This window comes from Bacillus sp. TH13, from assembly GCF_016651175.1.
Classification (GTDB): domain Bacteria; phylum Bacillota; class Bacilli; order Bacillales; family Bacillaceae_G; genus Bacillus_A; species Bacillus_A thuringiensis_S.
Genome location: NZ_JAEKEJ010000022.1, coordinates 78823 through 99971, shown reverse-complemented (window position 1 = coordinate 99971; position 21149 = coordinate 78823). Strand labels below are relative to the sequence as shown.

Here is a 21149-nt window from a genome sequence, read left to right as displayed (position 1 = left end):
GGTATAATTTCAGTATCAAGTATGATACTAAAAAAAATCATATAAATTTTTTATGTGAATGAACCCTGTTAGGGAGCTTTTATCTGGTGTCGTCGCCAAACTTCAGCCAGATAAAAGCTCGAGGTGGGTTTATTTTTTTTGTTGTTATATTTGTATTGTAAAACGTTCCTCACAAAATATCAATAAAAGATGAATAAAACCTATTCGAAATTCCAATAAAAATTTAAAGAATTTTCAGAATTTTCAGTATATATTTTTTCAACCAGGTTGGCAAAGATTCGTAATATTCTAAAATAAAAAACATGAAGATATGTTAAAATTTTGTAAAGGGCTAATAGGGTTTAGTGAGGAGGAATTGTCACTATGAACGAGATCATTACAAAAGAATTTACAATGAAACATCTTATGGATGAAATATCGCAAAAAATAAACGAAAAATATACATTACGTAAAATAGCTAAATTATCGGGGGTAAGTAGAGAGAAAATAACTAGGGCAATAGAATGTAAAAATAAATATGAAATGAAATTAGACAGCTTTTTAAAAGTTGTTAGTATTTTATATGATAATTTAGAAGTAAGGCGTCAAAAAATTAATACCTTTATACTCTTAGTAAAAAGCCCTTTGAACATTAGGAAAGCCTTGTGTTATTCGCATGTTTCTGGTGATTATGAGATTATAGATGGATTAATAAAAAAACATATTAATACCGATAGTGTGAGTCAGTACCTGTTAATCTATGATTTATTTAATCGAAGAAATAAAAATGAAATTAAGGGGCAAAAAATAGTTGATGAAATTAAAACTTTAAAAATTTCTTCTAACGCAGAGTGTCAAGCGTTATCAAATTTGCTTTATACTGTGGCTATGTATGATGAGGATGAATCAAATGCAGTTGCTCCCTTTGCAAAAGACGCGGAAAAATTTATAAAAGACATTAAACAGACATATATAAAAGATCATTTATATATGCAATATAGAGAAAGGCTTGCTTATATATATTTATTGAGTGACAAAATTGATAAATGTAGAGAAGTCTGTGAATCGATCATAAAATCAGACTTAGAAATTCCGATGATTAAGGCTGTTGCAAAAGGGTGTTTAGGAGAGAGTTACATATATGAGGACCCTTTGAGGGCAGAAATGCACATGGAATCAGCTTTGGAGCTTCTTGATAATATCCATGTCCCTAGAAAGTCTCAAAAATATTTTGCTTTTAAAACAACATTGGCACATCTGTATATCGAAAATAATTTTAATCTTCATAAGATTGATTTTGATTATATTCATATTGGTGAACACGCTCATTATGAATGTATACATGGAAATCGAGAAAAAGGGCTTGCAATGTATAAAATTTTGGAACAAAATGGATTTAGTGCACATCAATTATATTCTTATTCAAAAGTAGTTGGAGACATACAAGGTTTAAAAGAGGCATTAATATCTTTTGAAAGATCTGGAAACTTGTTTTATGCTAGAGGTGTGAAACAAGCGCTATTGAAAAGCGAGGTGAATTTAGTTGACTAAATATTTAATGTGCATGTTACTTATCTTAGGGATTTCAGTAACTTCTTTACATGACGAACCTGTTCAAAAGTTTGCTAAGGTTCAAGATAATCCCTCTTTAACTACATCTTATATGATGGTAGACCCTGGGACTGGTTGAGTTTAAATTTAAAAAACTGAATTTTGAAATGATTAGACGCTACTTATTGTAGCGTCTTTCGTACTTTTTAGGGGGTGGTGCGATTTTTGATTCTGTAAAAAAAATATACCACCTTGACGCTGATTCTTAAATTATAAGAAAAGGACGTGGCATTGTCATGGAATTAAATATTCAATGGTTAGAGCAAAATGTTAAGAATAATTGTGGTACAACTGATGTATACACTATTTTCAACCTATATATGGATTTAATCCAAATATGTAAACAAGAAAGTACAAGGGAAAATATAGAAAAGACAGGCTAATTTAAACATAATTATTTTAACTAAACTTATTTGATCTTTTTTTGAGATTTAAATTCATTCATATAGGCGATCAATTTTTTCTCTAATTCGGCTCTATGCTCATCTGGAACACTTATGTATGTTTCAAATAAATTTTTAGATAAGCGCGAAATGAGCTTTAATGTATCTTCATCCCTAACGGCCGCTTCTGGATTCAATAAATCATTTATACTTACTTTATAGTATGAAGCTATATTATTGAGCGTGGAAATATCAGGTTCTCTAAATCCATTTTCCCAGCCAGCATAGGTACTATAGGGAGTATTTAATTCTTCGGCGATTTTTTTGCGACTTAGTCCCTTTAATGATCTTAGTCTTTTTAAGTTTTCTTCAAGTGGTTTTAGTATATCTTTTTTTTCTAGATTTTTTATCATATCTAGTTTTTGATTTTGTATCTCTATAGAATCTGATGAAATTATTTGTGTATTAACTAATTCATCAATAAGAAGGTCATAGTAAATAGAAAACTTTTTTAAAGATAGCAAATCGGGTTCCCTTAAATCATTTTCCCAATTGTTATAAGCATAATAAGAGATATTAATTTTGGAAGCTAGCTCTTTTTGAGTTAGCTTTTGTGAGTTTCTGAGATGTTTAAGGTTTTGTCCTAGAAATGTATTGGTCATAATTAAACTCCTTTGCATGGATTTTAAAACAAAATTGCGTTTTTGAATAAAATTTATTCGTTTTGTGTTGACTTTCGGCTTTAAGCCGAATACAATGTAATTAAGGGAAGGGAGGGTGAAAAAATGCTAGCGTCACATGAAAACAAAACCGTTGTACGAGAATACAGGGAATCCAAAGGTTTAAGTATTAAGGAAGTTTCCAAAGGCGCTAAGATTCCGATCGGCACATTATATGATGTTGAAATTGGAAGAAGGAGTCTGAAAGACAATAAAGCTAAAAAAATAGCTGATTTCCTTGAAGTTCCGATCGAGAAACTTTTCAGACCAACATATTATCGTGCAATACCCATCACAGAATGAATAAAAATCATGTTATTGATTACATCTATCTAAGTGTATTGTAAATGAAATTCGGCTAAAAGACGAAATAATTATGACTAAAGTATATTGTTCTATATTTAGAAAAATAAAATTCTAAATATTCTGTCCTTTGAAAACTGAATAATCCTAAAGGAGCTGTAAAAAATGGTTTTGAAACGATCGCATCAAACACTACTACTCTTTACGAGTGTACTTTTATTCGTTATGAGCTTCTTGATTCCACTGAATCAAGCCAGTGCGGAGGTAATCAATCGAGAAAGGTATCAGATGGATTGGGCCTATAGTCCGCAGTATGGGAAAGATGTTCGTACAGAGTTTCTAAAGAACGCGAGTGGTCAAATTGCGTATTGCCTAGTATACGGTTTAAAATCCCCAAATGGAGAGGATTTACCCGAAGCGGGCAAAACAGATGATGTATCCTATCGCGTCTTAATGAATGGGTACCCACAGAAAACACCAGAAAATTTAGGTGTTGCCAATTGGAAAGAGGCCCATTATGCAACGCAATTAGCTCTTTGGAATGCACTTGGCCAAATTTCCGTTGATGAATTACAGTTCAAGAATGCGGCTGTTGAAAAAGCGGCAAAGAACATTATTCATGCGGCAAATCAAAGCCAGGATACACAAGATGTCTGGATGAATGTCATTCCAACGGATAAACAAGAAGCACAATTAAACGGTGAATATTTTGAAACAACAACATACAACGTTCAAACAAATGCAAAAAAAGGTACATTCCACGTAGAAATGAACAATGCACCACAAGGCACACGTATTGTCACAGAACAAGGTGAAGCAAAAGAAACGTTCCAACTAGGAGAAAAGTTCCGTATTCAAGTACCAAAATCCTCTAAGAGTAGTGAACTATCTCTAAAAGTCGTTTCAAATCTAACAAATGTTCATGCAGTCGTATATAAAGGAACAAGTACGATTCAAGATGCAACTGTACTATTAGAGCGCAGTACAGAACAGGTAAGCACAGACTTACAAGTATTCTGGAAAGCAAATGGCGCCTTAAAAGTGATGAAAGTGGATGAAAACAAAAAGCCGCTACCAGGCGCAGTATTTGAAATCGCAAACAGCAATCAACAAGTTATGGGAACGATTACAGCTGATAAAAACGGTATCGCTGAAATGGGTAACTTAGAACTTGGCACATACACTGTAAAAGAAGTGAAAGCACCTGTTGGATATGTGTTAGACGCTACACCAAAGCCTTTTGAAGTAAAAACAGGTGAAGTTGCTGTTGTAGAAATGAAAAATGTACAAATCAAAGGAAATATTGAAATTAAAAAGATCAGTGACACAGGCAAGATTCTCCCAGGCGTTGAATTTACAGTATTTACGCCAGAAGGAAAGGCAGTCACAAAAGTAACAACAGATCAAGAAGGAATTGCGAAAGTACATTCTCTTCCGTTTGGAAAGTATTACTTCCAGGAAACGAAAGGATTAGAAGGTTACTTATTAAATCAAACAAAGTATCCATTTGAAGTAAAAGAGCATAATCAAACACTTACGTTTGAAGTGAAAAACGATCAAGTAAAAGGAAATGTACAGCTCTTAAAAGTAGATGAAGACGGAAAAACGAAATTAGAAGGTGCTGTTTTTATCCTAGCTGATGAAAAAGGTAAGAAAATCAGTGAGCATAAGACAGACAAAAACGGGTTAATCAAAATTGATAATATCCCATTCGGAAAGTACCAATTCATTGAAAAGACATCACCAGCGGGCTATGTACGGGTAAAAGAGCCGATTCCGTTTAGCATCACTGAAAACGGGAAAACAATTGAGCTAGTTGCAAAGAATACGAAGATTAGAGGATCAATTGAAATTACAAAAGTAGACGTAGCCGATGGAAACAACAAGTTACCAGGTGCAGAGTTTACAATCTATAACGAGCAAGGCCAGGAAGTTGTAAAAGGAAAAACAAATGAAGAAGGCATTGCAAAGTTTGAAAAATTACCAGCTGGTAAATACACATATAAAGAGACATTCGCACCAGAGGGATACTTAATCAATGAAGAAACATTCTCCTTTGAAATTAAAACAGATGGTGAGATTATCAAACATGTTGTAGCAGATCAGAAAAAAGAAGTTCCACCAACACCAGAAACGCCACAACCAGAGCAACCGGAACAACCACAGCCAGAACAACCAAAACCACAACCAGAGAAGCCACAAACACCACAGGTCATTGAAAAACCTGTACCAACACCAGAGAAACCACAACACATTGTAAAACAACCACAACCGATGAAAGAACAACCTAAGAAAGTAGAAAGCCATTTACCAACAACAGGCGGCAAAGCTGAAAATCCATATTGGAAATGGATTGGTGTTACATTTGTCGTTCTTGGAAGCATCCTAGCTGTTTACGCATTTAGAAAACGTAAGAATCAAGAAGTGTAAAACACTCTCAACTGATAAGGGAGGGCGGGATCATGTGCATATTTGATGTACATTATCAAATCAATAATAGGAAATATACGAAATCATATTTACTTGCATTGGTGGAAGATGGGTTTCAGTTGCGAAAAAATATCCAACATGTTCTATTCAAAGAGCACCAACAAGAAATTAAGATTCTTTCTACAGATTTAGAGGAATTAGATTTAATAGCTTGATAAAAAATTGATACGAATGGAAAGGTGAGATTGCTATGTGTGGAACATTTATTGGAAGAAGTGCACAAATTCCAGCATTTAGAAAACCGAAATGGTATGACATGAGTAAATCAAATTCCATTGTTGTAGAGAATGAAGGGAACAAAATGAATCCTCAATTTGTATTTGAAGAAGAAAATAGAAATATCCTGGTACGAGGTGGAACAGGAAAAGGAAAAACAGGTTTGATGAAGCAACTTCTTACCCTTGTCATGGCAGATCATCAACAAGCGACTGTCTTAGACGGGGAGGGAGAGTATAAAGAATACGAAAAAATGGGTGCTCACATTATCACCTTTACATCAAAAGATTCTTTTCTAAGTAAAACCGAAATAGAAACATGCAAGAAATCGGATGTCGTTATTATAGATGAAGGATTAAGGTTGTATTCCAATAATCCAGAGGGATTCATCAATCTTTTAGAAGAACTAGAGGAACTGAATGTAAGAGTTTTTGTGAGTTTTCAAGCGATACCAGAAGAGTTATTGCACAGATTTGATGTGTATTTAGAATTAGACCCACTCATCGCTTAAAACTATACAATATTTCTATTTAACGATATAGAATGATAAAACAATACAGGAGGTTTTTTCATGAAACCAATTAAGCATATGCGAAGTAAACGCGTGTTTTATATTGGTCGAGGTCCACTCACAACTCATACACCTTCAACAAATAAGCGTACAGAAGAATGGACGGGAAGAATGGGAAAAAGCATGATTTTCTCTTCTCTCTTAGTCACGCTAGACCCTTATAAAAAAGCGCACAAATCATAATATTCATGGGAGGACATTCTTTCACTGAATATCCTCCCCACTTAAAAGGAGGAAGCAAAATGGGAAAACAAGCGTATCAAAATCGTCAAGAATGCTGGGAAACGTTTTGGAAAGAACAAGTAACGGTAGATGGTGAATTAGATATCGAACAAGTAAAACAAGAACTCTTCAACTATAAAACACTCTTAGATCAAATTAATCAACCTCAAAACGGGATCATGCAACCTCAAATTTTAATTCAACTAGCCGCAGAAGAACGAACACAAAAGCATCGTGAAAAACAATTCGCCCTTGCATAAGGCCATTTCAAGGATAGAAAGGAAGTGAAGAAGTGGCGCACAGCAAGCTCGACAAAGAAATTGAAAACTTCATAGAAAAGAACTGGAAAATGCTTTTAGGTATAGGAGCTGTCGCATTTGTCTGGTTTTCTAAAGAAAAAATCCTCACAGAATTGATGAAGCTGGTGCCAACTGTAGTCGGTGTGTTTCGTGGGATTGTCTTATTGATTCTGTTAGGAATTATCATACGAATTGTCTTACATGGCATCTATTTATACCTAGAAAAGAAGCGGTATCGATATGTATTATTCATCCCTCACATAGATGATGAAGTTACACCAGATAAGCTAGGGCAAATGATTCGGCATGTACATGGTTCGGGGCGAAAACCTTTAGAACGTCTGTTAAAAGGTCGCGATTGGTACCGCATGACGATGTATCGTCCAGAGGGAGAAAATGAGCGTGTTCGCTTTTATGTAGGCGGTCCAGAAGATAAAATCAAACAGGTTGTGCAAGCGATACAAAGCGCCTATACCCACAGTGAAATTTATACCGTCCCAAAGGAAGAAATGCCATTCCCAACAAGAAAAGCGGTAGGGGGACGGATGGTATTAAAAAGAAAGCGGCTAGATGCCACATTATCACTAGCACGCTATACACGTGATGTATTACCGATGTTAGGAAGCGCAATGGAAGAAAAGACATGGATTGATATTGCTTTTACACCAGATAACGGGTATCAGCTGACAAAAGGGATTCGAAAAGCAGAAAAGGCCATTCGAAAGAAGAAAAAGCATGGGCTAGATGCCTTTGAAAAAGAAGAAATTCGCGCATTAAATAAGCGATTTGCCAAAAATGAAGTGGCGTTTCGAGTATCTGTTTCATTCGCAAGTGACTATTATCCTGGTGTACCTGTTATTAAGAACTTAGGGCATATGGTAGCAAGTGTTATGGCCGATGTGAATGAGCTTAGATACAGAAGGTTTAGACGCAGTATGCCAGCTGTACCACATCCCGTATATGGAAAAATGATATGGACGGGATCAGAGCTATTAAACTTGTTCCATCTTCCGAATGTAACGGGGGATAAAAACAGCAAGACAGAGCGAAACATCTTGTATTTAGATAAAGGTGAAAACATGATACCAAATGATTTATTGGCCGAAGGCATTTCAATTGGCCATGTGATGCATCCCTATATCAAGGACCGATTAGTAAAAATTCGAGAAGACTTTTTCAAGAATCATGGCTACATTACGGGGAAAGTTGGGTCTGGTAAAAGTACCATTGCCATGAGATTGATGCAAAGTGTCATTGATAAATGGTTAGAAAATCCGAATAAAGCGGGCGGATTATCTCTATTTGATCCAACAGAAGATTTGGCATATGTAGCAATGAATCGACTCTTAAAAGCGGAAAAGGATGGGGAAAAGGTGGATTGGAGCAAGGTTCACTTTATCCGTTTTCGAAACACAGATCACCCGCCAGCTTTGAATTTGTTTTATCGTTTTCCTAATGAAGATATCCAAACAGTGGTTGAATCCATTATGGAAATGATTAAGTTAATGATTCAAGGGCAAGCCCAACAAACAGAACGATTACTAAGGGCGATTATTGGGACGTTACTTTGTGATAAGAGTCAAATTCATACGATTTTAAGTATCCCACTATTCATAAGTGATGAACTGTTTCGGGCGAATGTAATCGCCAATTTACAAGGGCCAGAACAAAAATATTACTCTCACTTTTGGAAATATGAAGTGGGAAGCGCGTTAGAAGACAGCACACAAGCGATTTTAAACCGATTAGATATCTTCCGTAATACGTTGTATTTAAAGCGTATGTATGGGCAAACAGGCTTTTCCTTAGAAATTCGGAAGTGGATGGATGAAGGGCACCTCATCTTTTATGATTTAGCAGGAATGGGAAAAGAAGATACATTACTGACAGTCGGTTACATTTGTAATCAATATCACCGTATCGCCCAACAGCGGCCGCATGGTTCCAAACTACATTTAGGCGTGATCGATGAAGCTCATGACGTGCCAGTACCCGTTCTTCCGAAAATCATTGCGAAGGATCGGAAACATGGATTTGGATTATGGGTGATTACCCAGCAAGTTTCGGGACAGTTAGACAGAGAGCTAACAGACATGTTAACAGAGGCGGGCGGAAATTACTTTGTATGTAGGCAAGGTCATAATTCCGCAAAGACGTTAGAGGGCATTATGCAAAAGCAATTCCGTACAGAGTATTTGCAAAACCTTCCTAACTTAGTTGTAGCCATACAAACACAAGATTATATCAGAGGTGAAGCAAAAAATGTGTGGTGTACCATACGTGTTCCACCATTAGACCGCTATTTACCAAATGGAAAAGCGGCCAATTACAAAAATGAAAAAGAAATTCATGCATCAAATGAATGGACCAGATCAAAGATTCATTCTTTAGAGCAACAAAATGGGAAAGCAGGATTAGAAATTGACAAGGAAATTGATGAGTTCCTATATGGAAAAGGCAAGTATCAACAAGCCGAAAAAGTCAATTTAACAAAAGAAGAACCTGTTGTGACATCGGGGTTTGATGAGTTAGAAAAGAAATTATCTTCTAATGAAGAGGTGAAAGAACCTGTTTTAGAAACAGAGCCAGTCGAACCCGCACACCAAGCGCAAATTATCCCATTCCGAAAACAAGCTACGACAACAATAGAAGTAAAGAAAGAAGATAAGCCAGTAAAAGAGCCTGTTACAACAATCGAAATAGAAAATGTAGAAATAAAAGAGGATACACCGCAAGAAGTGAGCATTTTCGATAGTTGGGAAAAGGAGTAAGGGGCATGGGAAACATTTTATTTCAAATTTCAGATGAACAACTACTCATGAGCTTGCATACACACATCTACTTGGATATTGAGTACATTCATCAAAAGGTGTATGTGGATTATACAAAAAAATCTGTAACAAATCGTTTATATAAGCTAGAGCAAGCGGGCTATATCCGTTACGAGTATTTACCTGTTACATCATCGAGAAATCAGAAACGAAAAGTTGCGAAACCTCAACGCATTTATACATTAACACCAAAAGGAGTTGAAATGGTTCGTGGATTTCGAGGGGAAGTGCATTGGAAAAATAGTTGGTCCAAACGCTCGGCATCCTTTGTATATCACAGTTTAATGTTAGCGAAAATTGAATGTGCCATGACATTAATATCGAAGCAAGAAGAAAGATTGGAACTAAAGGAATGGATCAACGAACCGCGGGCCACATTTCAATATGCAAAAGGAAAAAGTCGTGTCATACGTCCAGATGGAGTTGCAGTGATTGGGTTAAAAGAAGAGATCGATAAAAACATTGGTGTATTTATGGAAATGGAACGTTCTTACGGATCAAAAGAAGTATTAGAAAAAAAGATTATCCGTTATAACGATTTCATGGCACAAGAAGGAAAAGCGGCAGAGTATCGGACGCATATTGGTATGGGTTATGAAATATTACAATGGCGCCTGGTATTTATCGCGGGTAGTGAAAGTAGAGAAAAAGAATTGATTCGATATTTAAAAGGGGTAAGTAGTCCAGAAATACCAGTGTTTATCACACTGTTTCAAGATATATTGCAAGACCCATTCGGTAACATTTATTGCAATATTCAGAATATTAATAAGAAAGTGAGGCTGTAAAAATGTGTTTCGGTTTATTTTATCGATAAGCGCCAGTATTTTTCTGTTAATTGTCTTTTCAGATTGGTTATTTGAAAGAGTACCAGGATCAAGAGAAGCCTGGGAAGTGGTGAAAAGTAAAGTGGTGGAAATTTACTATACGCAAGGATGGGAAGGCGTGTTACTTCTCTTCCTGGTGGTAGTGGGAATATGGAAGATGGCCGATAGTCGATTATAAGGGGGAGATAAACGATGTTTACACATAAAAACACTTATGAAAGAGGAAGTTTAGAAGAAACTGAAGTTCAATTTCTAGCAGAAATCTATGAGGGAATGGGTTGTGAGGAAATACATGAGATTTGTTTATCTCAAACAGATGTATATATGCAAAAGTTTTATCTGATGGAAAATGGAAAAATTATCGAAATAGAAATCGGATTAGATACAAATGAATTGGAATGGAAGTGCGATGGGATAGAGCTTACAAAAGAAAAAGCAATGTTAGAAATTGAACATGAAATCAGCTGTTATGACATGTTCCAGCAAGCACGGATAGACAAAGGGTGGATGTTTAAAGAAAAGGCAAACAAGTTTCTTACAGTTTTAAGAGAAAAGGAGAGTGCATGATGGACGAATTGGAAGGTTTAGAGTTTGTAAGGGCGTTTCGGGCTACAGATGGGGCGTCCTTTGAAGTGGGGAAGCATGAAGACAAACGGTATGTGGTGCATGCTAGATTCCCATATATCACAGGCAGTCAAACGAAACTCAACAATTTTATCAATTATGCAAGAAATGAAATACAAGATGAATCAACCGCGGTTGGCATGGCTTCATTCGCTTGTGATTGCTACGAACGATCTTTACGCCAGTACCGAAATTGAAAGGGGGATGAATATGCTTCAAAAGGTGAAACAGTGGTTTGCAAAAACATTTGAAAGTAAACAAGGGAAGGCAAGGAAAGCAAAAAGGCTTCCTTCATATAAAGGCCGCTTAATTGGGAAATGGACCTTTTGGCTCCTGTTTTGTTGGATGCTAATTGTATCCATTACAACCGTAGTAAAAGGAAAGGGAGATACACAAGCAAAAGCCAGTACCATTCCAAAAGAAGTCACGCAAAAACAAAACCTTGCCTCGCGTCCAGAAGCGATTGAATTTGCGCGCGGATTTGCAAAAGAATACTTTACATGGCAAAGAGGGGATGAAGGCAAGAAGAAGCGTTCAGAGCGCTTACAACTCTATATACCGAAAACACTTGATCCACAAGTCGGTTTGGATTTTGCAAGTATCCAATGGGATTCCCATTTTCTATACGCAACTGTATTAAAAGTAGATGAGGTCACAGATAAAGAAGCAAACGTAATTTTTAAAGTGAGATACAAATTAAGCCGCATGAAGGCAGATAATAGCGGTCCAGAGGATAAGGAGGTGATCCAGCAAGTGTCGGTTCCTGTTCAATCAGATGGAAAGGCTTTTGTCATTAGTGGATTCCCTCAAATTGTCAAGGTAAATGAAAAAGCAGAAGTACCAGAAGGAAAAGAAGAGAAAGACCGAGAGGAAGTCCATGAACTCGCTGTCAAAGAAGATATTCGAGAATTCCTACCCACTTTCTTTAAATCCTATACCACCGCAACACAAAAAGAACTCGCGTATGTGTTAGCTAATACGGATATTAAAGGGTTAGAAGGAGCCATGAAATTTGAAAATGTACTTTCCTCTAAGATTTATCCAGGAAAAACAAAAGGCACGTATGAGGTACAAACAGAGGTATCTATGATTGATCCGCATTCTGAAACGAAAATGAAAACAGGTTACACGTTGTTTGTCAAACAAGATGGAAAGCAATGGATTGTAAAAGATTTAAAAACAAAATAGGAGAGGGGCATGTATATGTTTAGTATAAATCATTTTGTGTTAGGAATCGGTCTGGAAGGATTTTTCGAAATGATGAAGACACAAGGAACATACGCGTTATATTGTGCGTTTATCATTGTTATCTTGATCGTAGCGGCAAAGCGCGCATGGGGAAAAGCGATCACGTTAATTGTTGGCGGCGGGATTGTCGTATTCTTCATTAACAAACCAGATGCATTAAAAACAATCGGAACGTGGTTAGGCGGATTGTTTGGCGTCTAAGTAAGGGATGGAAAGGAGGGGAGCTACATGAAGGAAAAAGAATCAAAATCTATCATTGTCTATTGTTTCGGAAGCTATATGAATTATATGCGAAGACAGTACGAAATTATGGGGTATCGTCTTCCGCGTGCGGTTACATGGAGGGCACTTGGTTATTTTGCGGCGGTAGAAGCGGGGCTTGTAGCCTTCCGCTTCCTTCCTCCCTTTAAATGGATATTTGGGGATATGATCGATCAAGTTTGGCTCATGTATTATGGTGTGATTCCTCTTTTCCTCGTATGGGGTGCAGATAAATATAAAACAGATGGAAAATCACTTTTCTCTTTTGTTCGGTCCTGGATCACATTTCGTTTACGTAAGCATCAAAGTAGCCGATTAGTGGCCTTGCCGAAATTTAAAAAACATGTGATTCGTGGTCATGTGTGTGTGCAATATAATGTCAAAGATATACCAATCGTACATGTATCAAGTGAAGAAGAAGAGAACGACATACACGCTTATAACCTAACATTTTTACACCAAAAGGAGGAAATGAAAGATGTTGAAAACGATGAACAGATCACCATTAAAGCACGTTGAAAAGAATTTAGCGTTTAGTACAGACGGAAAAGTATCCGCAGTATATGAAGTAGACGGATTCGAATACGATCATCAAGACGAAAGCACGAAAAAAGTATATTATCGCAATCAACTCGCTCTTTTTACCCATCAAGAATATGATATCCACTTGCTTGTGATTCCTCGTACAACAAATTCAGATGAAATTCTGGATGAACATATTTCCACTTTAAAAGGGCCAATGGCACCAACAGGACGCTTTCTTTTCAAAAAGGTAAAAGAATACTTACGAAATGCGGCCATTGTGAAAGAGAACATGGAATATCGTTTTTTCATTTTAGTACAGCTGAACATGGAACAGAAAGAAAGACAAATTCGTAACCCTGTCGTAGAAACATGGAAGTTTATGAAGAAGGTAAGGGAAGGATTTGCAGAGACAGCCCAAAACATATCGGGTATGAATGTGACGGATATTTTAGAAGAGGAAATTGAAAATTATTTAGAAGTAGAAGACGTGTTATTTAGCCAGGTTAGAGGGGCCTTTCATAATACAAGACGTGCGAAACCGTCAACAACGCGCTTTTTATTCCATCATAACTTCAAACGTGGCATGAAAGAACTGAATCGGGATCAAAACTGGAAAGTAGGTTCTACAGTTACCTTGAAAAATGAAGAAGGAAAGGCGGTAAAAGTACGTCGGCCAGATTTACAAGAAATGGTGCACTTAACGGATACGGTGATTGATGAAAGCCCAGGGCGCTCTCTGATACTCGAAAGACAAAATGAAGAAGGGGAAATGGAAACCTCTCATGTTGCTTTTCTTGCGGTGAAAGATATGCCCGAAATATCGGCTTTTCCTGGTGGAGAGTGGATTTATCGCATTCAATCTCATTCATTAAAGTTTCCTGTTGAAATGAGTATTCGAGCGTATCATTTAGAAAACCAGATGGTTACCCAAAAACTTTCGAACAGTGAACTGGAATTAAACGATCAACGCCAACAAGCGATGGTAGGTGGTCGCACCACAGATTTAACAATTGATCGTAAAGCAAGAGGCGTCAAAATTGTAAAAGATCGATTTGAAACAACGGGAGCACCTGGATATGAATTAAGTGTACTGTTTTGCGTGTATGCCGAAGATGAAAAAACATTAAAATCACGTGTAAATACGCTCATTACAGAATATCGCAAAATGAAAATTGAATTGGTCAATCCATTTGGAGAACAGTTAGCATACTTCTATGAGTTCTTACCAGGTTCTAAACGTTATAATACGGACTTCAAATTGTTTGTGGAGCCAGGTGTACTTGCAATGGGCATGTTCGGGGCCACAACACAAATTGGCGACAATCAAGGGTTTTACATTGGAAAGACAAAAAAATTAAATCGTCCTGTTTTTGTTCGTCCCGAACTAGCGGCGAAAGCATTAGATAACATTGTAACAGCATTTGAAAGTTTATCGGTTATGTTTGCAGGGCAAACAGGGAAAGGGAAATCGTTCCTAATGAACTTACTCGCTTTCTGGATTGTGATGAGTGGCGGAAGGGCATTTATCATCGATCCAAAAGGGGACCGCACAAGGTGGCCAGAATTATTGCCAGGGTTCAATGAGGATACCTTGCAGGTATGGACGCTTGGGAAGAATAAAGAGGATGCGGGCTGTTTAGACCCATTCCGAATAAGTGCAACGATAGAAGACGCAAAGAGTTTAGCACTTGAAATTTTAACGTTCTTATCGGATGTAGGTTTAGAGGATATCAGATATGACTATTTATATAAAGCTATTGAACGAGTGGCGGAAAAAGAAGATGCATGCTTAACTTTGGTTCGTGTAGAACTAGAGGAAATGAAGTTAGAACCTAATTTGTTGCCAACTGAATTAGAAAAGTTAAATGCTCTCACAAATCGTTTAGCAACCCTGGAAAACGTTCAGTTAGGAGATTTATTGTTTGGTAAACAAGGTCAAGATTACCGCGTATTAAGCCTAGAACGTCCATTACAAGTGTTACAAATTCAAAATTTACGTATTCCAAAGACAACAGAAGGAAACAAGAATGTGGGGGATCAATTGTCTCGTAGTATCTTAATTGCATTAGCGGCATTTGGTAAATCCTTAATGCATTCCGACCGTAGCATTTTCAAAGTATATCTACAAGATGAAGCGTCTAGTATTCTAAAAAACAAAGAAGGGGCGGAGTCTTCTGACAAAATTATTCGAGAGGGACGTTATCACAATATCGGTCTTTATTTAGGAACACAAAACGCATCGGATTACCAATCAAAAAATAAAGAGATTGCGAATGTGGGTATGAAATTCTGTTTTGCGCTGAAATACGATAAGGAAGCGGAAGAAATGTTGCGTTATTATAACTTGCCAGTTACAGAAGAAAATATCTTGATGTTACGCCAGTTACGACGCGGCGAAGCTTTATTCCAGGATATTTTTGGCCGAACAGCTATTGTAGAAATTGATCCTGTTTTCCAAGAATTAAAGACTGCATTTGATTCCTCTACGAAAACAGACGAAGAACGCGCACAACAATTGGCGTAATTCGTATTACAATACAGATAAGAGTATTCTAAATTATCTGTATATGGAGGATGGAACGATGAAAAAATTACGTATGTTATCGGGATTATGTGTAGCAGGAATGTTGATGGTAACAGGTGTTGCGGGTTGCTCAAATGAAACGAAAAGCAATGCGAATCAACAAGAGAGTCAGAAAGAACGTGACATGAAAGAAGCGGATAAAGCCGCGATGGAATATGTAAGAGCTTATATTGAAATGGATTCAAATAAGATTAATGATTTGTCATATAAGAAATATGATTTAGGTAAAGATGAAGTTATGCATCCTGGTGCTAGCAAAGGAATGAAAGAACGATACGACTTATATCGATATGATTTGAAAGAAAGTGAAAATGAGTATTACTATCGTGTAAAGTATTTTGATCCTGTAGAAAACGCCCAAATGGGAATAAAGTTAAAAATGATAAAAGACAAAAAGGACGGAAAATGGAAAAATTACGAATGGAACTGGGATGGCCATAATAGTTTAGATTCTATTGTGGGAAGTATAGAACCAGTTCATATTCATAAATGGGGGCAAAAGGAATGAAAAAACTTTTCTCTATTTGTATGATTCTTGTAATCTTTTTACTACCGTTAGGGCCTCATGTGGCCCTAGCGGAAGATACAAAAACAGAAGAAAAACAGGAACAAAAAGGAGCACGAATCTCTGAAAATCTATTTAGTGGGTATACAGATGGTATTTACAAAGATAAGTATTATGAAATTGATACGTACCAACCAAAAGAAGATGAAAAAAATGTATTTCAAAAGGTTGGCGGGTACTTGTTTGGCGATGATAGTGTAGGAAAAGACTTGCAAAGAATGTTATATACAACCTGTCAATGGTTTGGAAATATGGCCTTTCAGTTAAATGTGATTCTCGGCCAATTAACAATCTTTTTAGTCGATCAAGCGTTGAACCTGGATATTGTAGATGCGGTAGCGGATAAATTAGGAGCGGCTATGCAAAATATTGCGGGTATTGAAAAAGGCGGCTTTTTATCTTCTGGGCTATTCCCAGCAATTATCGGCATTGCATGTGTGTTATCAGCTTGTTACGCAGGCTATATCTTCTTTATTAAGCGCCAACCATCAAAAGGTTTAAGTGAGTTAGTGAAAACGGTACTTGTTATTGCCTTTATTGTTACGTACATTGGAAACGCAAGTACGATTTTAAAGAGTGCGAATACGATTAGTTCTGAAATTAGTGTGACAGTATTAGCGAAAGCAACGGGAACGGTTGCGGGTGATCCAGGACGTTCCAAAGCGGACGCGATCTTTTCAGTGAAAAAGCAAATTTGGGATTTGTTAGTTGAACGACCATATTTATTTTTACAGTATGGGGAAGATTCAAAAGAAAAATTAGGTGCTCAACGAGTAGATGAGTTGTTAGCGAAACCTCTAGGAAAAGATCGTGACGACTTGGTACAAAAAGAAGTGAAAAAAGGAAATCAAATGATGGTTATTTCCTCTGTAGGAGAGCGCCTTGTATTTACAGTTATGTACTATGTTGTGAATACATTCGCAGGTGTTCCAGTAATCGCGTTTTGCTTACTAATTGTAGCATTCCAATTATGGTTCCTTGTCATGAGTATTATTTCACCGATTGTTATGGCGGTTGCCCTATTGCCAGGACATCGACGCGTAATTGAAAGCTGGGCTTCACAATGGATTCGCCCATTGGCATTAAAAATCTTTATGTCTGTTATGCTGGTCATCATCTTTACAATAGCAGAACTACTATACGTATTACCAGAAGCGGGCGTTGCAGGGTATGTATCTACAATGATTTTTCAAATTCTTGTTTTTGTTCTTTGCTACCTGTTTAGAGGAAATATTGTTGCGGCCTTTAGTCGAGCACGTGGCGTGTATGAGACAGTCACAAATATATCTCTTATGACTGAAAACTTTGTAGATAAAGGAAAAGAGTACGCTGGAAACACAATGTCTTATATTGGAGACAAAATGGGAGCACATTTTAACAGCGCGGCTGAATTAGCGGCGGCAGGCGGCCAGTTAGAAAATGCCGGGACAGACGACGAAAAGACAAAAGCCAACCCGTTAGTGCAAGCGAATATACCGAATGATTTACCAAATAATCAAACGGAACAAGAAAAAGAAGAGAATAAAAAGAAAGGAAATCTTATTTCCTTACAGGATCGTGATAAAGAAGGGAATTTACCACAGCAGGAAGAGGAAGGAAAAGAACAAACGACACCAGGTGAAGAAGAGGCACCAATGCAACAAGACCTTATCAGCTTAGATAAGGAAGCATTAGAACAAGAAATGGAAGAACAACAAGAAGGAACAGAAGTAGAAGAATCAGAAATGGAAGTTCAACCAGAACTTGTATCTTTAGAAGATGAGGAAATTCCAACAGGAGAGGAAATGCCAGCTGATATAGAGGGATATGAAGAGGTACAACCAGAAGTGCCAGAACAAGAGGTACCATTAGAAGATATTCCGACTGATATAGAAGTATACGAAGAGGTACAACCAGAAGTACCAGAACAAGAGGTACCATTAGAAGAGGTTTCAACTGATATGGAAGCATATGAAGAAATCCAAACAGAGGTACCAGAACAAGAAATACCACTAGAAGAAGTTTCAAGCGATATGGAGGCATATGAAGAGATTCAAACAGAAGTACCAACACAAGAACTTCCATTAGAGGAAGTGTCACCAGATCATGAAACATATGAAGAAATCCCATCCGATATCCCACAACAAGACATTCCAACAGAAGAAATTCCGATGGATATTTCAAGAGAAGAAATACAACCAGAACAGGAAACTTCAACACCTATTCCACAACAAGAAATTTCAACTCCAATTGAAACAGAGTCAAATGAACCTTTAATACCAGATACAATTCGTGCAGATGTAAATGAGGAAGGTGTCATTGTACCTCATACACCAGAAACAACAAGTGCAGATATTCCAGATGCTATTCCTGCAGAAGTGAATGAAGCGGGGGAGATTGTTGCAAAGAAACCTGATATAGATGTCGAGTCAACTGTACAGGAAACAAATTCTTCTGATTCATTTATCCCAACGGAACCTATTTCTTCTGATTTGACACCAGTAAATGAGAAAGAAGTAAGTAAAAATGAGCCGATTCAAGAAAAAGCGGTAACGATCGATACGCCAGATATACAATATGGAGCTGTAGCCGCGGGAAGTGAAAACTGGATGCCTTCTACTGATCCACAAAACTTAGATAACTTAGATGATTTGGAGCCACCAAAAAAAGATGAGTAGAGTCCTAGACTTTTAGGACTTTACTATTTTTTTACGAAAAAAGGAGCGATATAGCTATGAAACACTGGGGATTAACGTGTATGAAAATGGTGAGTATCAGTATTTTTCTTTGTATCGGATGTTTTGGGTGGATGAACATAATCATTCTTTTCATACAGAGAGAATGGCCGACAGATTTATTAGGATGGATTGGTTTAGGATTACTTATCTGGTATACACTCATTCTTCTCACTCTTCAAATTATCCATAATGAGTTACATTGTCGTATTGATGATAGAGCGAAATTAGCGTTTTTCATTTGGTTTGTAGGAATCGGTCATTTTGGATTACTACATTTTATACAAGACCAGCAATCTACTGTTTTAACGTTACTATTTCATGTTTTAGCGATTATACCTATTCTTTTGGCCCTTACATATGGGCTGATTGTTCAAAAGTATTCCAATCAAACTTGATACATGTTGTAAGGGGGGAGGGATGATATGAGACCAGAAATAAAAGAAGTTGTAGATAAAACGGTACAAGAAGAGATTGCACAAGAACAAAAAAAGAAGAAGAAAAAGAAATCCTGGTTACTGACATTTCTTTTTGGGAGTTCTACTTTCACGATAGGATTGTTCGTTTGTATTGGATTTCTTTTATTTATTGTTTTAGGGCAAGGCATTGGCAAAAAAGAAGAGGAAGCACCAGCAACCATCCCAAGTAATGGAATGACAGTCTGTCGTCCAGGTGGAAAAACAGTGACACCAGAAGAATTACAGCCCCATTTAGGAGGCGTTTTTGCAGGGAATGCACAAACCTTTTTAAATGCGGGAACACAAAACCAAATCGATCCCGTTTTACTAGCGGCAATTGCAAGATTGGAAACGGGTAATGGTACTTCTAATGCAGTAAAGAACTATAACAACCCTGGTGGCCTCATGGACCCTAGTAGTTCACAAATGAAAGGGTTCATGAAATTTGCCACCTTAGATGAAGGAATCAACGCTATGGCCCGAAACTTATATAAAAACTATATCGGTATGGGGATTACAACTATAGAAGCAATAGGCGCTAAATACGCACCACCAGGCGCCGCAAATGATCCGCATGGTACAAATGGTTTATGGCCTGTATTAGTAACAAAGTTTGTTACGCAAATGGGCGGCCTTACTTTTAATTGTGAAGCGGGAAAGCCAGGCGGCGTTGTAGATACTGGATCAGCAAGCTCACAAGGGTTTATTCGTCCTATCGCTCAAACAACGATTACAAGCCCATTTGGACCACGCTGGGGCACAATTCATAAAGGTATTGATTATTCTTGCCAGGACGGTGTCACCGCAATTGCCGCGTCGAAAGGTGGCGTTGTAGAGTGGGCGAAATTTGGCGCTTCTGGTTCGGGTTTTGGCGGCTATGGAAACGTAGTTGTCATTAATCATGGGAATGGATATTGGAGTTTATACGGTCATATGTCGTCTATTACTGTACAGGAAGGGCAAAATATTGGAGTTGGTCAACAGGTAGGAGTTTGCGGAAGAACAGGGCAGGTAACGGGGCCACATCTTCACTTTGAGATCAAAACATCTTTGATGTTTGGGCAAGTCGACCCAGCGCCGTATTTGCCGAAATAAGCGGAAAGAAAGGGAGGATTCGGGATGAAACAGGGAATCGTTGGTTTAGTCATACTTGTACTGGTGGGTATCAGTTTATGGTTATGGAATCAAAATCGCACTTTACAGCACAAAGTCGAGCAAACGGAAAAGAAATGGACGGAACAAGTAAAAGAGCTAAAAACAGAGAATCGAGCATTGGAAAAGCGCGTGACAGTTTTAACAGAAAATACCCAAGATAAAGGGCAAGAAGTGGCGAAACAGTTTGTAGAGCTGTTAATACAGAATGATAATAAACAAAAAGAAAAGCCAGGGTTTGAGAAAATCAAAGAAATGATAACAGGAGAAGCACGAAACAAATTATTAAACGCGCCAGAGGATGAACATAAACATATAGAAGATGATGGCTCTATGCATATTCAAACGAAAGCAAAGATAACAGATATGTACTATATCAAAACCGCTGATAATAAAGCGGATGTAACAGTTAAATATGATTATCTTGTAACGGTTGATGGAACAGAACAACAAGAAAAACATACCATGAAATTGAATTTATTGTTAGAAGGTGACAAGTGGTTTGTAGAAAATTATGAGTTCCAGATCAATACAGGAATTGAAGGACCATAGAGAAAGGAATGAGGG

General features: G+C 37.3%; 22 protein-coding genes. 21 read left to right on the top strand and 1 reads right to left on the bottom strand.

Translation table 11 applies throughout. From position 1 onward, the window contains the following. Window positions 1–363: 363 nt before the first annotated feature. The gene (locus JFU02_RS07765; RefSeq protein WP_201070616.1) at window positions 364–1530 is read left to right on the top strand and encodes an AimR family lysis-lysogeny pheromone receptor; all 1167 of its coding nucleotides are present in this window, start codon (window positions 364–366) and stop codon (window positions 1528–1530) included. Further along, a complete protein-coding gene (locus tag JFU02_RS07760) occupies window positions 1523–1669 on the top strand; it encodes a hypothetical protein (protein WP_000170514.1) in 147 nt (48 codons plus the stop codon). Before JFU02_RS07765 ends, JFU02_RS07760 begins: the two co-directional genes overlap by 8 nt. A gap of 330 nt (window positions 1670–1999) precedes the next feature. On the opposite strand, the gene JFU02_RS07755 is transcribed toward JFU02_RS07760, so the two are convergent. Next, window positions 2000–2635, bottom strand: coding sequence for a helix-turn-helix domain-containing protein (locus JFU02_RS07755; protein ID WP_000185547.1), 636 nt, complete (start codon window positions 2633–2635; stop codon window positions 2000–2002). A gap of 123 nt (window positions 2636–2758) precedes the next feature. Between JFU02_RS07755 and JFU02_RS07750 the strand changes: the two genes are divergently transcribed. The 19 genes from JFU02_RS07750 to JFU02_RS07660 all read left to right on the top strand — a co-directional run bounded on the left by JFU02_RS07750 (window position 2759) and on the right by JFU02_RS07660 (window position 21134). Further along, window positions 2759–2995: a helix-turn-helix domain-containing protein gene (locus JFU02_RS07750; RefSeq protein WP_000881199.1), complete on the top strand. Its 237-nt coding sequence runs from the start codon at window positions 2759–2761 to the stop codon at window positions 2993–2995. A 165-nt stretch (window positions 2996–3160) separates the two neighbouring features. Further along, entirely contained in the window at window positions 3161–5425 is a 2265-nt protein-coding gene (locus JFU02_RS07745) for a SpaA isopeptide-forming pilin-related protein (RefSeq protein WP_201070613.1), read from the top strand. A gap of 32 nt (window positions 5426–5457) precedes the next feature. Further along, window positions 5458–5640: a hypothetical protein gene (locus JFU02_RS07740; protein ID WP_061139529.1), complete on the top strand. Its 183-nt coding sequence runs from the start codon at window positions 5458–5460 to the stop codon at window positions 5638–5640. 35 nt (window positions 5641–5675) lie between these two features. Next, on the top strand, window positions 5676–6212 hold the full coding sequence (locus JFU02_RS07735) for a type IV secretion system DNA-binding domain-containing protein (protein ID WP_062821402.1): 537 nt from the start codon (window positions 5676–5678) through the stop codon (window positions 6210–6212). Window positions 6213–6272: 60 nt separating this feature from the next. Continuing rightward, window positions 6273–6455 carry a hypothetical protein gene (locus JFU02_RS07730; protein ID WP_201070600.1) on the top strand — a complete coding sequence of 61 codons (183 nt, stop codon included), beginning with the start codon at window positions 6273–6275 and terminating at the stop codon, window positions 6453–6455. 59 nt (window positions 6456–6514) lie between these two features. After that, entirely contained in the window at window positions 6515–6754 is a 240-nt protein-coding gene (locus JFU02_RS07725) for a hypothetical protein (protein WP_062821400.1), read from the top strand. Window positions 6755–6786: 32 nt separating this feature from the next. Next, a complete protein-coding gene (locus JFU02_RS07720; RefSeq protein ID WP_201070597.1) occupies window positions 6787–9564 on the top strand; it encodes an ATP-binding protein in 2778 nt (925 codons plus the stop codon). A gap of 5 nt (window positions 9565–9569) precedes the next feature. Beyond that, on the top strand, window positions 9570–10412 hold the full coding sequence (locus JFU02_RS07715) for a replication-relaxation family protein (protein WP_201070592.1): 843 nt from the start codon (window positions 9570–9572) through the stop codon (window positions 10410–10412). Between the two features lie 231 nt (window positions 10413–10643). Then, window positions 10644–11018 carry a hypothetical protein gene (locus JFU02_RS07710; protein ID WP_061139524.1) on the top strand — a complete coding sequence of 125 codons (375 nt, stop codon included), beginning with the start codon at window positions 10644–10646 and terminating at the stop codon, window positions 11016–11018. Next, the gene (locus JFU02_RS07705; RefSeq protein ID WP_061139523.1) at window positions 11015–11272 is read left to right on the top strand and encodes a hypothetical protein; all 258 of its coding nucleotides are present in this window, start codon (window positions 11015–11017) and stop codon (window positions 11270–11272) included. Before JFU02_RS07710 ends, JFU02_RS07705 begins: the two co-directional genes overlap by 4 nt. A 13-nt stretch (window positions 11273–11285) precedes the next feature. Then, window positions 11286–12263 carry a conjugal transfer protein gene (locus JFU02_RS07700; protein WP_106102600.1) on the top strand — a complete coding sequence of 326 codons (978 nt, stop codon included), beginning with the start codon at window positions 11286–11288 and terminating at the stop codon, window positions 12261–12263. Between the two features lie 9 nt (window positions 12264–12272). Then, window positions 12273–12524: a TcpD family membrane protein gene (locus tag JFU02_RS07695; RefSeq protein WP_061139521.1), complete on the top strand. Its 252-nt coding sequence runs from the start codon at window positions 12273–12275 to the stop codon at window positions 12522–12524. A 27-nt stretch (window positions 12525–12551) separates the two neighbouring features. Beyond that, a complete protein-coding gene (locus JFU02_RS07690) occupies window positions 12552–13103 on the top strand; it encodes a TcpE family conjugal transfer membrane protein (RefSeq protein ID WP_201070581.1) in 552 nt (183 codons plus the stop codon). Next, window positions 13063–15633 carry an ATP-binding protein gene (locus JFU02_RS07685; protein ID WP_201070578.1) on the top strand — a complete coding sequence of 857 codons (2571 nt, stop codon included), beginning with the start codon at window positions 13063–13065 and terminating at the stop codon, window positions 15631–15633. Before JFU02_RS07690 ends, JFU02_RS07685 begins: the two co-directional genes overlap by 41 nt. Window positions 15634–15691: 58 nt before the next feature. Next, complete coding sequence (locus tag JFU02_RS07680) at window positions 15692–16201, top strand: hypothetical protein (RefSeq protein WP_106102603.1); 510 nt, start codon at window positions 15692–15694, stop codon at window positions 16199–16201. Continuing rightward, window positions 16198–18915, top strand: a complete 2718-nt coding sequence (locus tag JFU02_RS07675) for a CD3337/EF1877 family mobilome membrane protein (RefSeq protein ID WP_201070576.1) — start codon at window positions 16198–16200, stop codon at window positions 18913–18915. Before JFU02_RS07680 ends, JFU02_RS07675 begins: the two co-directional genes overlap by 4 nt. Window positions 18916–18971: 56 nt before the next feature. Further along, complete coding sequence (locus JFU02_RS07670; RefSeq protein ID WP_201070573.1) at window positions 18972–19370, top strand: hypothetical protein; 399 nt, start codon at window positions 18972–18974, stop codon at window positions 19368–19370. Between the two features lie 27 nt (window positions 19371–19397). Next, window positions 19398–20525 carry a peptidoglycan DD-metalloendopeptidase family protein gene (locus JFU02_RS07665; protein ID WP_201070570.1) on the top strand — a complete coding sequence of 376 codons (1128 nt, stop codon included), beginning with the start codon at window positions 19398–19400 and terminating at the stop codon, window positions 20523–20525. A 24-nt stretch (window positions 20526–20549) separates the two neighbouring features. Beyond that, window positions 20550–21134 carry a hypothetical protein gene (locus tag JFU02_RS07660; RefSeq protein WP_201070567.1) on the top strand — a complete coding sequence of 195 codons (585 nt, stop codon included), beginning with the start codon at window positions 20550–20552 and terminating at the stop codon, window positions 21132–21134. The last annotated feature ends 15 nt before the right edge of the window (window positions 21135–21149 follow it).